Source organism: Kitasatospora sp. NPDC048365 (assembly GCF_043200835.1).
Lineage (GTDB): Bacteria > Actinomycetota > Actinomycetes > Streptomycetales > Streptomycetaceae > Kitasatospora > Kitasatospora terrestris.
Genome location: NZ_JBICYJ010000015.1, coordinates 155218 through 169020 on the forward strand (window position 1 = coordinate 155218; position 13803 = coordinate 169020).

Below are 13803 nucleotides of genomic sequence, written 5' to 3' on the forward strand. Positions count from 1 at the left end.
AACGGGGACCGTCGGTCCAGGACCGTGCGGCGTCAGCCGGTGACGATGTTCACCAGCTTCGGCGCGCGGGCGATGACCTTGCGCACCGGCGCGTCGCCGATCGCGGCGACCACGGCCGGGTCGGCCAGGGCCAGCGTCTCCAGGTCCGCGTCGGAGATCGACGGCGCGACCTCCAGGCGGGCCTTGACCTTGCCCTTGATCTGCACAACGCAAGTGACCGTCTCGTCCACCACGTACGCCGGGTCGGCGACCGGGTAGTCCGCGAAGGCCAGCGACTCCTCGTGGCCCAGGCGGCGCCACAGCTCCTCGGCGATGTGCGGGGCCAGCGGGGCGACCATCAGCACGATCTGCTCGGCCACCTCGCGCGGGGTGGAGCCGCGCTTCACCAGGTAGTTGTTCAGCTCGATGGCCTTGGCGACGGCGGTGTTGAAGCGCAGGCCGGCCATGTCGCCGCGGATGCCGTCGATCGCCTTGTGCAGGGCGCGCAGCGTCGCCTCGTCGGCGGGCTCGTCGGTGACGACCAGCTCGCCGGTGGTCTCCGAGACGACGTTGCGCCACAGCCGCTGCAGGAAGCGGTACGAGCCGACGACGGCGCGGGTGTCCCACGGGCGGGAGACGTCCAGCGGGCCCATCGACATCTCGTACAGGCGCAGGGTGTCCGCGCCGTACTCGTCGGCGATCTCGTCGGGGGCGACGGCGTTCTTCAGGGACTTGCCCATCTTGCCGGCCTCGCGCTTGACCGGCTCGCCCTGCCAGAAGTACTGGCCGTCCCGCTCCTCGACCTCGGCGGCCGGGACCGGGAAGCCCCGCTCGTCGCGGTACACGTCGGCGGTGATCATGCCCTGGTTGAACAGCTTGTGGAACGGCTCGACCGAGGACACGTGGCCCAGGTCGTGCAGCACCTTGTGCCAGAAGCGGGCGTACAGCAGGTGCAGCACCGCGTGCTCGGCACCGCCGACGTACAGGTCGACGCCGCCGGCCGGCTTCTCGGCCGTCGGGCCCATCCAGTACGCCTCGTTGGCCGGGTCGACCACCCGGGCGGAGTTCACCGGGTCGACGTAGCGCAGCTCGTACCAGCAGGAACCGGCCCAGTTGGGCATGGTGTTGGTCTCGCGGCGGTACGTCCGGACGCCGTCGCCCAGGTCCAGCTCGACGGTGACCCAGTCCTCGTTGCGGGACAGCGGGGTCTTCGGCGAGGAGGTGGCGTCGTCCGGGTCGTAGGTGTGCGGCGAGTAGTCCTCGACCTCGGGGACCTCGACCGGCAGCATCGACTCGGGCAGCGCGTGCATGGCGCCGGTCTCGTCGTAGACGATCGGGAAGGGCTCGCCCCAGTACCGCTGGCGGCTGAACAGCCAGTCGCGCAGGCGGTAGTTGACGGTGCCTTCGCCGATGCCGCGCTCGGCCAGCCAGCCGGTGACGTGGGCCTTGGCGTCGACGACGCTCAGCCCGTCCAGCGACAGGTCCTCGCGCGCGGAGTTGACGATGACGGAGTCGTAGGTGTCGAAGGCGTCGTCCCAGTCCGCCGGGGAGTCGCCGCGGCCGTCGGTGGGCTCGACCACGCAGCGCATCGGCAGCGCGAAGGCGCGGGCGAAGGCGAAGTCGCGGTGGTCGTGGGCCGGGACGGCCATGATCGCGCCGGTGCCGTAACCCATCAGCACGTAGTCCGCGATGAAGACCGGGACCTGCTCGCCGCTGACCGGGTTGGTCGCGTACGCGCCGGTGAAAACGCCGGTCTTGACCTTGGCCTCGACCTGGCGCTCGACGTCCGACTTGGCGGCGGCGGTGGCCCGGTAGGCGGCCACGGCCTCGGCCGGGGTGGCGGCGCCGCCGGTCCACTCGGCGGGGACGCCGGCGGGCCAGGCGGCCGGGACGATCGAGTCGACCAGGCCGTGCTCGGGGGCCAGCACCATGTAGGTGGCGCCGAACAGGGTGTCCGGGCGGGTGGTGAAGACGGTGATCCGGTCCTCGCCGACGGCGAAGTCGACGCGGGCGCCCTCGGAGCGGCCGATCCAGTTGCGCTGCTGCAGCTTGATCGCCTCGGGCCAGTCCAGCAGGTCCAGGTCGGCGATCAGGCGGTCGGAGTACGCGGTGATCCGCATCATCCACTGGCGCAGGTTGGACTTGAAGACCGGGAAGTTGCCGCGCTCGGAGCGGCCGTCCGCGGTGACCTCCTCGTTGGCCAGCACGGTGCCCAGGCCGGGGCACCAGTTGACCGGCACCTCCTTGGAGTACGCCAGGCGGTACTCGCTCAGCACCTCGTCGCGCTCGACGCCGGACAGCTCGGACCAGCCGCGGCCGCCCGGGACCTCACGGGCGCCGGACTCGAACTGGCCGATCAGCTCGGCGATCGGGCGGGCCTTGCCGGCCTCGCCGTCGTACCAGGAGTTGAAGATCTGCAGGAAGATCCACTGCGTCCAGCGGTAGTAGTCCGGGTCGATCGTGGAGATCGAGCGGCGCGAGTCGTGGCCCAGGCCCAGCCGGCGCAGCTGCTGGCGCATGTTGGCGATGTTGGCCTCGGTGGACACCCGCGGGTGGGTGCCGGTCTGCACCGCGTACTGCTCGGCGGGCAGGCCGAAGGCGTCGTAGCCCAGGGTGTGCAGCACGTTGTGGCCGGTCATCCGCTGGTAGCGGGCGTACACGTCGGTGGCGATGTACCCCAGCGGGTGGCCGACGTGCAGGCCGGCGCCGGACGGGTACGGGAACATGTCCATGATGAAGCTGTGCGGCTTCCCGGAGACCTCGGAGCCGTCGGCCAGCGGGCCGGTGGGGTTGGGGGCGTTGAACGTCCCCTCCTTCTCCCACAGGTCCTGCCAGCGGGACTCGATCTCGGCGGCCAGCGCGGCGCCGTAGCGGAAAGGCTCGGTGGCGGCTTCGGCCGCGCCGGAAGCGGGGGTCGTCTCGCTCATGGTCCTTCGGGCTCCATCGTCATCAGTCAGCGAACACGCCGTAGAAAGCAGAAAACCCCTCCGCAGGAGGGGTCGCCACGCTGACTCCGGCCTCGGCCGGTCCTGGTCAGCGCGGCCGGCTAAGCAGCAGGCGCACGGTTCGCATGGCCTCAGGGTACCGCACGCCCCACCTTCTCCCGCCTGACATTCCGCCCCTCGGCGCCGCCACTCCGCCCGCGGGGCCCCGTCGAAGTCGCGCGGGGCCGACCCGCTCCGCCCGCGGGGCCGACCTACTCCGCCCGCATGGCCCCGTCGAAGTCGCGCAGCGCCCGCGCGACCCGCGCCGACTGCATGCCGGCCGCCAGCAGCCTGGCCCGGTCGGCGGCCCGGAGCGCTTCGTCGAGGTCCCCGGTGCGTCGGTAGGAGTCGGCCAGCCGGACCATCAGCAGCGCCCGGCCGCGGGCCCGCTCGGGCGACAGCTCGGAGATCGCCCCGGACAGCAGCTCACGGGCCCGCTCGTGCTCGCCGAGGAACAGGTACGCCTCCCCCACCATGCCCTCCAGGTCGGCCCGTTCCTGCGGCCCCGACTCCGGGCCCTCCAGCGCCCGGAACGCCCGCTCGGCGACCGCCTCCGCGCTGAACTGCTCGCCCTTGCGGCCGTGCGCCCGGGCGATCCGGCCCAGCTGCAGGGCCCGCTCACGCGGGGTCAGCACCTCGTCCGCGGCGCGCAGCGCGGTGGACAGCATGGCGACCGGGTCCAGGCCCCGGCCGCCCGAGTTGTAGGTGGCCTGCACCGCGAGGCAGCCCACCACGCCGACCCCGAGCCGCGGGTCGCCGGAGACGTGCGCCGCCCGCAGCGCGGCGACGAACGCCCGCTGCGCGGCCGCGTCGTGGCCCAGGTCGTAGGCGGCCCAGCCGACCAGCCGGGCCAGTCGGCTGGCGGCGCCGTAGAGCTCCCGGCCGAGCGCCTCGTCGTAGCAGCCGAGCTCCAGCAGCTTGCCGACCATCGCCAGCTCCGCCTTGGCCGGATCCAGGATCAGGCCGCCGCCGTAGGCCCGCTCCAGGCGCTGCTTGGACTCGTAGCTCAGCCGCAGGTCGGCGAGCTGCTCGGGGGCGATCCGCAGCGCGCCCTCGCCGCCGGTCACCTCGGGCGGCGGGGAGGCCCAGTGCCGGGCGGCCTGCTCCAGCTCGTCGCCGCGGAACAGGTCGGTCAGCCGGACCGGTGCCGCGTCGGCGCCCGCCTCGCGCAGCGCGGTCTGCGCGGTGTCGGCCGTCCACGGGTCGGTGAGCAGCCGCGGCGAGAGCACCTTGGCGCCGCGGTTGGAGCCCATCTGGCCCCACAGCTGCTCGTAGGTGACGGCGATGCCGACCGCCCGGCCGAGCACCTCGCAGACCGTCTGGTCGTGCGGCGAGCGCGGCACCATGCCGCGGTCCCGCCACTTGTACGGCGCGGTGGAGCTGATCGCCAGCCCGGACGGAAGGACGGCGCTGACCTCCCGAGCCAGCCGCTCCGGGCTCCACCCCAGCTGGTGCAGTATCCGCGCCAGCTCCTCGTTCCGCTTCCGCTCCAGATCGGCCATGGACCCGACCGTAGCGCCCGCGGCACCCCGCCCGTAAGGCGGTTCCGGTAAACGCGAGAGGCCGTCACCCGGATCGGGTGACGGCCTCTCAATTCACTGTGGAGCTATGGAGAATCGAACTCCAGACCTATTGCATGCCATGCAATCGCTCTACCAACTGAGCTATAGCCCCTTGTCGCTGTCCCCGGCGTTTCCCCCGGCGACATCGACAACTGTACACGGTCGGGGACCGTGTCCCTAATTCACTTTCTCGCGGTTCCGCGTCCCCGCCAGCGCGGACAGCGCGGCCAGCACCAGGGCTCCGGCGATCACCGCGGCGGCGGTCCACAGCGCGTGGCCGGAGGCCGCGGCGGTGGCCGGGAAGCGGACCCGGCCGAGGAAGACCGTGCCGAGCACGGCGACGCCGACCACCTGGCCGAGCTGCACCAGGGTGACCACCACGCCGCCGGCGTCGGCGGCGTCCGCCGGGTCGACCCGGGCCAGCGCCCGGCCGAACAGCGGGCTGTACGCGCACCCGGCCGCCAGGCCGAGCCCGGTGAGCACCAGCTCGGCGACCAGGTCGACCGGGCCGCCGTCGCGCAGCAGCCACCCGGTCGCCAGGTAGGCCGGCGCGACCAGGGCCAGGGCGAGCACCGGCAGCGCCCGGTGCAGCCGGGCGGGCAGCCGCTGCCAGTGCAGGCTGGAGACGCCGAAGCCGACCGCGACCGGCGCGGACAGCAGCCCGGCCTTCAGCGCGCTGTGCCCGAGCCCGGCCTGCTGGTGCAGCGCGAAGGCGAACATGAACCCCGCGAAGCCCGCCATCACCAGGAACACCGCCCCGGCGGCCGGCAGCAGCCCGGGCGAGCGCAGCACCCGCGCCGGGATCAACGGCTGGCCGCCGCGCGCGGCGATCCGCCACTCGACCACCGCGAAGACGGCGAACAGCACCCCGCTGCCGGCCAGCATCACCCAGCCCCAGGCGGGCCAGCCCAGCTCGTGGCCGAGCACCAGCGGCACCACCAGCAGCCCCAGCGCGAGGGCCAGCACCACCAGGCCGGGCACGTCGAAGCGGCGGCCCGGATCGCCCGGCGCGGCCGGCAGCAGCCGGCGCCCGGCGAGCAGCAGCGCCACCCCGAGCGGCACGTTGACCAGGAACACCGGCCGCCAGCCCGCACCGAACAGGTCTGCGCTGACCAGCAGTCCGCCGAGCACCTGCCCGGCCGCCATCCCGCCGGCCAGCACCGCCGAGTACAGCCCGAGCGCCCGCACCCGGGCCGGGCCGGTGAAGGTCCGCTGGATCAGGCTCATCACCTGAGGCACCATCACCGCCGCCCCGACGCCCTGCAGCACCCGGAAGCCGATCAGCGCCTCCGTACCCGGCGCCAGCCCGCAGGCCAGCGAGGCCGCGGTGAAGCCGGCCAGCCCGTAGCGGAACAGCCGGGCGTAGCCGTACCGGGCGCCGAGCCGGGCACCGGTGATCAGCAGCACCGCGTACGCGATGGTGTAGCCGGCCACCACCAGTTGCAGGGCGGCGCCGGTGGCACGCAGGTCGGCCCGGATGGTGGGGACGGCGACGTTGACGATGGCGATGTCGAGCACCGCCATCAGCTGTCCGGCCAGGATCAGGGTGAGCAGCGCACCCGGCCGCGGGCCGCCCGGGGCGGGCGCCGCGACGGCGGGGCGGGTCTGAAGGTCCGTCATGGAACCATCGTGGGGCGCCTCGCATACTGGTGGTTAGAGCCTGCTGATCCTGGTACCGGCAGCACCAGGCGGGCCGTCACGACGGGGGACGAACGTGATCGAGGAAGCCGCGCGCCCGCGGAGCGGGCCCGAGCAGCGGCGCACCGAGCTGGCCGCGTTCCTGCGCGCCTGCCGGGCCCGGGTGAGCCCGGAGGCGGTGGGCCTGCCGCCCGGGCCGCGCCGCCGCACCCCGGGCCTGCGCCGGGAGGAGCTGGCACAGCTCGCCGGCGTCGGGGTCACCTGGTACACGTGGCTGGAGCAGGGCCGGCCGATCAACGCCAGCGCGCAGGTGCTCACCGCGGTGGCCCGGGCGCTGCGGCTGGACGCGGCCGAGCGCGACCACCTGTTCCGGCTGGCCGGGACGCCGACCCCGCAGGCCGGCCCGGCCGCACCGGTGCTGGACCGCACCTGCCAGGTGATCCTGGACGGCCTGGACCCGATGCCCGCCGCGATCTCCAACGGCCGGTACGACGTGCTGCTGCACAACGCCGCGTACGACGCGCTCTTCCCGGGCGCGACCCGGCCCAGCTCGCCCGACGGGCGGCGGAACTCCATGTGGTGCGCCTTCACCGTGCCCGCCTGCTGCAACCCCTTCCTGAACCGGGCCGAGGAGCTGCCCCGGATGGTCGGGCGGCTGCGCGGCGCGTACGGGCGGCACGTCGGCGAACCGGTCTGGGAGGAGTACATCCGGGACCTGAGCGCGGCCAGTGCGGAGTTCCGCGAGCTGTGGGCCCGGCAGGAGGTGGCGCCGCCGCGGACCTCGCGGAAGGTGTTCCGGCACGCGGCGGTCGGCGAGATGGCCTTCGAGGCGGCGTACCTGACCATCCCGGCCGCGCCCGAGTGCCACCTGGTGGTCTACACCCCGGAGGGCCCGGAGGACCGCCGCCGGATGGAGCGCCTGGTGGCCGACCCCGGGCTGCCCGCCGTCGACCACGTGCACTGATGCGAAAAGCCGCCGTCCTGAGGACGGCGGCTTTCACGAGACTGTGGAGCTATGGAGAATCGAACTCCAGACCTATTGCATGCCATGCAATCGCTCTACCAACTGAGCTATAGCCCCGCGACACTGACGACCAACCACTCGCGACCATCGGTGCGGAGTGGAGCTATGGAGAATCGAACTCCAGACCTATTGCATGCCATGCAATCGCTCTACCAACTGAGCTATAGCCCCGCAGCCTCGCGATTTCGGCTTACCTTCCGGTCCGCGTTCCTCGCTGGCAACGAGGAAGACTCTAGCTGGTCAGAGCCGGAACTGTGAAATCGCGCCCCGGCTGCCGTCAGGTCTCGTCGCCGATGACCGGCTGCGGCAGGGTGCCGGCGTTGTGCTCCAGCAACCGCCAGCCGCGGGCGCCCTGGCCCATCACCGACCAGCAGCAGTTCGACAGGCCGCCGAACCGCTCCCACTGGGCCGGCTCCATGTCGAGCAGCCGCCCGATCATGGTGCGGATGGTGCCGCCGTGGCTGACCACCACGACGGTGCCGTTGTCGGGCAGCTTGTCGACCGCGTCCAGCACCACCGGCACCGCGCGGTCGGCCACCTCGGTGGCCAGCTCGCCGCCGCCGCGCCGGACCGGCTCACCGCGCGACCAGGCCTCGTACTCCTCCGGGTAGCGGGCCCGGATCTCGGAGTTGGTCAGACCCTGCCACTCGCCCGCGTAGGTCTCCCGCAGGCCCTCGTGGTGGTCCACCTCCAGCCCGGTGAGCCGCGCCAGCTCGTCGGCGGTGCGCCGGGCCCGCTGGAGGTCGGAGGAGATCAGCAGGTCCGGCTTGAGCGCGGCCAGCAGCCGGGCCGCCCGCTGCGCCTGGAAGACGCCCTGGTCGGTCAGCGCGATGTCGGTCGTCCCCTGGAACCGGGACTCCAGGTTCCAGGAGGTCTGGCCGTGCCGCCAGAAGACGATCCGCGGCCCGGCCGCGCCGCGGCTCAGTGGTCGGCCCCGAAGTCGTCGGCGGGCGCCACGGCGTTGCCGGCGGCGTCGGTGACGGCGTTCTCCGGGCGGTTGCGGGTGGCCATCGCGTCCTCCGGGATCGGCAGCTCGGGGCAGTCCTTCCAGAGCCGGTCGAGGGAGTAGAAGGAGCGCTCCTCGGAGTGCTGGACGTGGACCACGATGTCCAGGTAGTCCAGCAGGATCCAGCGGCCCTCGCGCTCGCCCTCCCGGCGGACCGGCTTGGTGTCCAGCTTCTCGCGCAGCTGGTCCTCGATCTCCTCGGCGATCGCGCGGACCTGGCGGTCGTTGGCGGCCGAGGCGATCACGAAGGCGTCGGTGATCGACAGCACCTCGCTGACGTCGAAGGCGATGATGTCGTGGGCCAGCTTGTCGGCCGCCGCCTGGGCGGCGACGGTGATGAGTTCCTGGCTACGGTCGGTGACGGTCACGATGCTCTTCCGGCTCGGCAGATCGGGGGTACGCCTTCCAGGATCTCACGCCCGTCACGGCGTTTTCGGCACCTGGTAGTCCTTGCCCACCACCAGCACCAGATCGGCGTTCTGCGCGTCGGTGACCTTCTTCACCGCGGTCTCCGGCAGTCCGAGGCTGACGGCCAGCGACTTCGCGGCCGCCTGCTTGGCGTCGTCGGCGTAGCGGATCTCCGAAACGGCCTGCGCGGCGGGCGCCTTGCTGGCGGGCAGCGCGTCCAGACCGGCGTTCTGCACCTGGACGCTGGCCGAGGTCCCGGCCGCGTCGCTGCCGGAGGCGTTGACGACCGCCACCCGGGTGGAACCGCCGGTGCCCTTGGCGTTCTGCACCACGCCGCCGAGGATCTCCTTCACCTGGGCACCGGCCGTGGCCTCGTCCAGGGTGCCGTCCGGCCGGGTCTTCAGCGTGCTGGTGGCGACCTTGCCGTCCTTGGCCAGCTGCGCGAGCTGCGCCAGCACGCCGGCCAGTGCGCTCTCCGGCAGCGAGGGGTCGGCCACCGAGTTCATCCGGTGCACGTCGTCGGTGGCCGAGGCCAGGTCGGTCGGCATCGTCCGGATCACCGCCTCCAGCACCTGCCCGAACCGGGCCAGCTGGGCGTCCCGGGTCTCCCCCGGGTTCTGCAGGGTGGCGTACGCCACGGAGGCCATGCCGCTCAGCAGCACCTGCTTGCCCGGCTGGGCGAGCACCTTGCCGTCGGCCTTGTTGTTCTCCCGGACCGTCGCGTTGACGTCGACCTTGACCCCGCCCAGCTGCGCGACCAGCAGCTGCAGGAACGGGGTGTCCAGCCGCCAGGTGCCGTCCACCTTGGCGCCGAGCACCGTGCCCAGGCCGTCGCGGGTGGCGGAGGCGCCGACCGCGTCCAGCGACTGGCCGACCGTGGTGGTCGCCGAGTCGCCGTTGCTCGGCAGCTTCAGGGTGTCGGGCAGCAGCAGCACCGAGCCCTTGCGGCCCGACTCGTCGTCGACCAGCAGGGCGGTGCTGACCTTGCCGGTCAGGTCGCGCAGGTGGACCACGTTCACCGCACGGCCGCCGGCCGCCTTCGCCGCGGTCTCCTCGCGGTTCCACCACAGGTAGCCGCCGACGCCGCCGCCGACCAGCGCCAGCGCCACCGCGGCGCCGATCAGCCGGTTGCGCAGCCGGCGCCGGCGCTCGGCCCGCACCTCGCTGCGCGACTCGGCGAACTTCAGCCAGTCGATGGCGTCCTGGGACTCCTCCGTCACCTCGTCGACGAAGGTGAACTCCCCGGTGGGGTACGAGTCCGCCGACGCCCGGGCGGCCCGGCTGCCGCCGACCCGCTCGGAGGGGCCCTCGTCCACGACCGGCTCCGGCTCGGCCGGCCGGGGCCGCGGGGCCCGCAACGGCGGAGCGGCGGCGGGCGGCGGCGGCGCGACCGGCTGCACGGACTGCGGCTGCGGCGGCGCGACCGGCTGCACCGGCTGCGGCTGGTAGTACTCCTGCTGCGGGTACGGCTGCTGGTAGTACTCCTGCGGCTGCTGCGGGTACACCGGCCGCCCGTACTGGTCGTACTGCGGCTGCTCGTACTGCGGCTGCGGCTGCTGCGGGTAGTACGGGTCCTGCTGCTGCGGGTAGACCGGCCGGCCGTACTGGTCGTACTGCGGCTGCTGCTGGTGGTGGTACGGGTCCTGCGGGTACTGCTGCCCCTGCTGCCCGTACCAGCCCTGGTCCTCGGTCACGCCGTCCCCCTCGGAATCAGGGCTGGGCCGGCGCGTACAGCGCCCGCTTGTGGATGTATCGGACCACGCCGTCCGGCACCAGGTACCAGATCGGCTCACCCTTGGCGACGCGCACCCGGCAGTCGGTGGAGGAGATGGCGAGCGCCGGGACCTCGACCAGCGAGACCCCGCCGACCGGCAGTCCGGTGTCGGAGAGAGTATGGCCCGGCCGGGTGCAGCCGATGAAGTGCGCGAGGTCGAAGAGCTCCTCGGAGGAGCGCCACGAGATGATCTGCGCGAGCGCGTCGGCGCCGGTGATGAAGAAGAGCTCCGCGTCCGGGTGCAGCGCGCGCAGCTCCCGGAGGGTGTCCACGGTGTAGGTGGCGCCGCCCCGGTCGATGTCGATCCGGCTGACCGAGAACTGCGGGTTCTCCGCGGTGGCGATGACCGTCATCAGGTAGCGGTCCTCGGCGGGCGAGACCCGCCGCTCGGACTTCTGCCACGGCTGGCCGGTCGGGACGAAGATCACCTCGTCCAGGTGGAAGGCGCTGGCCACCTCGCTGGCGGCCACCAGGTGCCCGTGGTGGATCGGGTCGAAGGTGCCGCCCATCACACCCAGGCGCCGCTTCGCCGTCGGTCCGGATCCGGCCTGCTCTCTCATGGCGCCACACCTTACGCGACCCGGATGACCGCAGGGAAAGCCCCGCACGACTGCGGGGCCCTCCGCCGCCGGGCTCAGCGGTCGCGGTTGAAGCGGGTGGTGATGAAGAGCAGCAGCAGGAGGATGAACAGCGCCGCACCGCCGGTCAGGTACGGGTTGAGGCTGTCGTGGTTGCCGCCCTCGGACCCCTCGGCGATCTTGTTGAGGGCAGTCAGTGCAACAGTGCTCATGCTCGGCAGGACCTTCTCGGCTCGGCGGGACCAGTCGTGCGGGCCACGGCGGCCTGCGCGCTCATCGTACGGGGGCGCTCACCGCAACCGCTCGGCGGCCCACCGCGTCTGACGCTGGATGGGACTCAGTTGTTCTTCCCGGCCCTGACCAGGATCCAGGCGAGCAGCCCGACGCCCACGAAGGAGGCGATCAGGACGATCCGCAGGAACAGGCCGGGGCCCGCCTCGGTCGAGATCGGTCCGGCGAGGTGGACCAGGTCGGCAGCAGACATCGGGGCGCTCCTTGTTCGTACGGCACAGCCAGAGTAGCCGCGCTTACGGCCCGCCCCGGCCGAACCCCCCGCGGGTTACGGTGGCCCGCGGGGACGAGTACGCACGCACGGGCGTTGAAGCCAGCAGTTGAAGCCAACAGCAGCGGGGGCCGGCCGCACGGCCGGTGCCGGCATCGACCAGGAGGTACTCAGCAGATGACCGACATGACCAAGGGCGCGGGCACGCCGAGCCGCCGCCGGCAGCGCTTCCCGGAGATCTCCACCCGCGCCTGGGAGCACCCCGCCGACCGCTCGGCGCTGGTGGCCCTGCGCAAGCTCAGCGGCTTCGACGAGATCCTCAAGAAGCTGGCCGGCCTGGTCTCCGAGCGCAGCGTCCGCCTGATGTTCCTGGCCACCGCCGTGAAGACCTCCGAGCGGCAGTTCCCCGAGCTGTACGACATGGTCCGCGACGCGGCCTACCTGCTCGACCTGGAGAAGGTCCCGGACCTGTACGTCACCCAGGACCCGACCGTCAACGCCATGTGCATCGGCATGGACACCCCGGTCGTCGTGGTCACCAGCGGCCTGGTCGAGCTGCTCGACGAGGAGGAGCTGCGCGCGGTGATCGGCCACGAGGTCGGCCACGCGATGTCCGGCCACGCGGTGTACCGGACGATGCTGCTGATCCTCACCAACTTCGCCGCCCGGGTCGCCTGGATCCCGCTCGGCAACCTGGCGGTCATGGCGCTGATCACCGCGCTCAAGGAGTGGTTCCGCAAGGCCGAGCTCTCCTGCGACCGGGCCGGCCTGCTCGCCGGGCAGGACCTGCAGGCCTCGATGCGTGGCCTGATGAAGCTGGCCGGCGGCCACAACCTGGCCGAGATGAACGTGGACGCCTTCCTGGAGCAGGCCGAGGAGTACGAGAAGGCCGGCGACCTGCGCGACGGCGTGCTCAAGCTGCTCCAGGTGCTGCCGCAGACCCACCCGTTCGCGGTGGTCCGGGTGGCCCAGCTGAAGAAGTGGGCGGAGAGCGAGGAGTACCGCTCGATCCTGGCCGGCGCCTACCCGCGCCGCGGCGACGACCCGGACACCTCGGTCGGCGCCCAGTGGAAGGCCGCCGCCGACTCCTACTCGCAGTCGGTGAAGGAGTCCAAGGACCCGCTGATGGGCCTGCTGCGCGACGTCGCGGGCGGCGTCGGCACGGTCGGCGAGAAGCTCCGCGACACCTTCAACAACGCGGCCGCCGCCGGGCGTCAGCGCGACGGGGAGTGACCGGGCGGGGAGTGACCGGGCGGGGAGCGACCCGGCTCAGCCGGTCTTGAGCACGCCGCACAGCTGCCAGCTGTGCGCCGCGTGGTCGCCCGGGTCGACGGCGGGCGGCGCCGGGGCGGTCACGCCCGCCGCGGTGGCCAGCACCGGCTGCAGGTAGCCGGAGAGCACCGCGCCGCACGCCGTCGGCCCGGCCTGGGTCACCGCGTCCACCAGCCGCAGCTGCCCGGAGCCCAGGTCGGTCCGGTCGAACTCGAAGCGCAGCTCCCGGCGCACCCAGTACAGGCTGACCGAGGAGTCGTCGGTGGTGCCGGCCGGGCGCAGCGCGTAGACGAAGGTGTGGTCGGTGGTGATCTCCAGGGTGCCGCTGTCCGCCTCGGCGATCTCCGCCGCGCCCCGCACCCGCACCGACTCGTCGGCGAGCGCCACCTGCCCGGGGTCGAAGCGCACCAGCCAGCCGGTGGCGGCGTGGTGCTGGTCGTCCCGCGGGTGGTCGACGCTGTCCTCGTACTGCGCCTGCTCACCCGGGGTGACCAGCGACCGGGCCGCCCCGGTCTCGCTGCGGGCCACCGTGGCGGGCGCCAGCGCGGAGGCGGTCAGGTAGCGCTGGACGGTCTCCAGCGCCCGGGTCACCTCGGAGCGGGTGAAGTGCGTGGTCGGCGTGGCCGGCGGGATGCCGAAGCCCGCGGCCCCCACCCCGTAGCCGGCCAGCGACGCGAACGGGTCCTTGGGGTCGGCGACCGCGGTGACCGCGCCCGTCGGCGCCAGCGCCACCACGGCGGCGGTCAGCTGGTTCCCGGACGGCGGGGTCGCCTGCCGGCGGGGGGAACTGATCCCGAAGTACACGGCCGCGGCGAACGCCATCACCACCAGCAGCATCAGGGCGACGGCCTGCCGGGGCAGCGAGCCCAGCGGCCCGAGCCCGACCCGCGGCTTGGTGGCACGCGGATGCCCGGCACCCAGGCGCTCCCGCGCCGAGAGCTCCTGGATGCGCGCAGCCCGGACGAACGATTCGTCGAAAACGACGGACCGGAACTCGTCCTCGTTGCCGGAACCGCCCTCGGGCGTACCCTCGGGAGGTTCGAGCGGGTCACCCATAACACCAGGGTAGACGCGGG

The 13803-nt window shown here is 72.9% G+C and carries 12 protein-coding genes and 3 tRNA genes; 2 read left to right on the plus strand and 13 right to left on the minus strand.

Annotated features, from left to right (window positions below; translation table 11 throughout):
* Nucleotides 1–32: 32 nt before the first annotated feature.
* The 4 genes from leuS to ACGFX4_RS17840 all read right to left on the minus strand — a co-directional run bounded on the left by leuS (nucleotide 33) and on the right by ACGFX4_RS17840 (nucleotide 6145).
* Entirely contained in the window at nucleotides 33–2906 is a 2874-nt protein-coding gene (leuS, locus tag ACGFX4_RS17825; protein ID WP_393074802.1) for a leucine--tRNA ligase, read from the minus strand.
* Nucleotides 2907–3175: 269 nt separating this feature from the next.
* A complete protein-coding gene (locus tag ACGFX4_RS17830) occupies nucleotides 3176–4465 on the minus strand; it encodes a hypothetical protein (RefSeq protein ID WP_393074805.1) in 1290 nt (429 codons plus the stop codon).
* 99 nt (nucleotides 4466–4564) lie between these two features.
* A tRNA-Ala gene (locus tag ACGFX4_RS17835) sits at nucleotides 4565–4637 on the minus strand.
* Nucleotides 4638–4702: 65 nt separating this feature from the next.
* Complete coding sequence (locus ACGFX4_RS17840; protein ID WP_393074807.1) at nucleotides 4703–6145, minus strand: MFS transporter; 1443 nt, start codon at nucleotides 6143–6145, stop codon at nucleotides 4703–4705.
* Nucleotides 6146–6239: 94 nt separating this feature from the next.
* On the opposite strand from ACGFX4_RS17840, the gene ACGFX4_RS17845 reads away from it, so the two are divergent.
* On the plus strand, nucleotides 6240–7127 hold the full coding sequence (locus ACGFX4_RS17845) for a helix-turn-helix transcriptional regulator (protein WP_393074809.1): 888 nt from the start codon (nucleotides 6240–6242) through the stop codon (nucleotides 7125–7127).
* 44 nt (nucleotides 7128–7171) lie between these two features.
* Here ACGFX4_RS17845 and ACGFX4_RS17850 read toward each other — a convergent pair.
* From ACGFX4_RS17850 to ACGFX4_RS17885, 8 genes are all read right to left on the minus strand, one after another.
* Nucleotides 7172–7244: transfer RNA gene (locus ACGFX4_RS17850), tRNA-Ala, on the minus strand.
* A gap of 41 nt (nucleotides 7245–7285) precedes the next feature.
* Nucleotides 7286–7358: transfer RNA gene (locus tag ACGFX4_RS17855), tRNA-Ala, on the minus strand.
* Nucleotides 7359–7464: 106 nt separating this feature from the next.
* Nucleotides 7465–8112 carry a histidine phosphatase family protein gene (locus ACGFX4_RS17860; RefSeq protein WP_393074867.1) on the minus strand — a complete coding sequence of 216 codons (648 nt, stop codon included), beginning with the start codon at nucleotides 8110–8112 and terminating at the stop codon, nucleotides 7465–7467.
* Nucleotides 8109–8561 carry a ribosome silencing factor gene (rsfS, locus tag ACGFX4_RS17865; protein WP_393074811.1) on the minus strand — a complete coding sequence of 151 codons (453 nt, stop codon included), beginning with the start codon at nucleotides 8559–8561 and terminating at the stop codon, nucleotides 8109–8111. Before rsfS ends, ACGFX4_RS17860 begins: the two co-directional genes overlap by 4 nt.
* A gap of 54 nt (nucleotides 8562–8615) precedes the next feature.
* Complete coding sequence (locus tag ACGFX4_RS17870; RefSeq protein ID WP_393074813.1) at nucleotides 8616–10295, minus strand: LCP family protein; 1680 nt, start codon at nucleotides 10293–10295, stop codon at nucleotides 8616–8618.
* 16 nt (nucleotides 10296–10311) lie between these two features.
* On the minus strand, nucleotides 10312–10935 hold the full coding sequence (gene nadD, locus ACGFX4_RS17875; RefSeq protein WP_393074816.1) for a nicotinate-nucleotide adenylyltransferase: 624 nt from the start codon (nucleotides 10933–10935) through the stop codon (nucleotides 10312–10314).
* A 74-nt stretch (nucleotides 10936–11009) separates the two neighbouring features.
* Nucleotides 11010–11165 carry a hypothetical protein gene (locus tag ACGFX4_RS17880; protein WP_345697031.1) on the minus strand — a complete coding sequence of 52 codons (156 nt, stop codon included), beginning with the start codon at nucleotides 11163–11165 and terminating at the stop codon, nucleotides 11010–11012.
* A 125-nt stretch (nucleotides 11166–11290) separates the two neighbouring features.
* Nucleotides 11291–11437: a hypothetical protein gene (locus ACGFX4_RS17885; protein WP_345697032.1), complete on the minus strand. Its 147-nt coding sequence runs from the start codon at nucleotides 11435–11437 to the stop codon at nucleotides 11291–11293.
* 195 nt (nucleotides 11438–11632) lie between these two features.
* On the opposite strand from ACGFX4_RS17885, the gene ACGFX4_RS17890 reads away from it, so the two are divergent.
* Nucleotides 11633–12688, plus strand: coding sequence for a M48 family metallopeptidase (locus ACGFX4_RS17890; protein ID WP_393074821.1), 1056 nt, complete (start codon nucleotides 11633–11635; stop codon nucleotides 12686–12688).
* Between the two features lie 36 nt (nucleotides 12689–12724).
* Here ACGFX4_RS17890 and ACGFX4_RS17895 read toward each other — a convergent pair whose 3' ends face one another.
* Complete coding sequence (locus tag ACGFX4_RS17895; protein ID WP_393074824.1) at nucleotides 12725–13783, minus strand: hypothetical protein; 1059 nt, start codon at nucleotides 13781–13783, stop codon at nucleotides 12725–12727.
* Nucleotides 13784–13803 lie beyond the last annotated feature (20 nt).

Excerpts from the sequence above, each read along its gene's own strand:
- ACGFX4_RS17840 (WP_393074807.1), bottom strand. The coding sequence starts at position 6,145 with ATGACGGACCTTCAGACCCGCCCCGCCGTCGCGGCGCCCGCCCCGGGC.
- nadD (WP_393074816.1), bottom strand. The coding sequence starts at position 10,935 with ATGAGAGAGCAGGCCGGATCCGGACCGACGGCGAAGCGGCGCCTGGGT.
- ACGFX4_RS17890 (WP_393074821.1), top strand. The coding sequence starts at position 11,633 with ATGACCGACATGACCAAGGGCGCGGGCACGCCGAGCCGCCGCCGGCAG.
- ACGFX4_RS17880 (WP_345697031.1), bottom strand. The coding sequence starts at position 11,165 with ATGAGCACTGTTGCACTGACTGCCCTCAACAAGATCGCCGAGGGGTCC.
- ACGFX4_RS17830 (WP_393074805.1), bottom strand. The coding sequence starts at position 4,465 with ATGGCCGATCTGGAGCGGAAGCGGAACGAGGAGCTGGCGCGGATACTG.
- leuS (WP_393074802.1), bottom strand. The coding sequence starts at position 2,906 with ATGAGCGAGACGACCCCCGCTTCCGGCGCGGCCGAAGCCGCCACCGAG.
- ACGFX4_RS17885 (WP_345697032.1), bottom strand. The coding sequence starts at position 11,437 with ATGTCTGCTGCCGACCTGGTCCACCTCGCCGGACCGATCTCGACCGAG.
- ACGFX4_RS17895 (WP_393074824.1), bottom strand. The coding sequence starts at position 13,783 with ATGGGTGACCCGCTCGAACCTCCCGAGGGTACGCCCGAGGGCGGTTCC.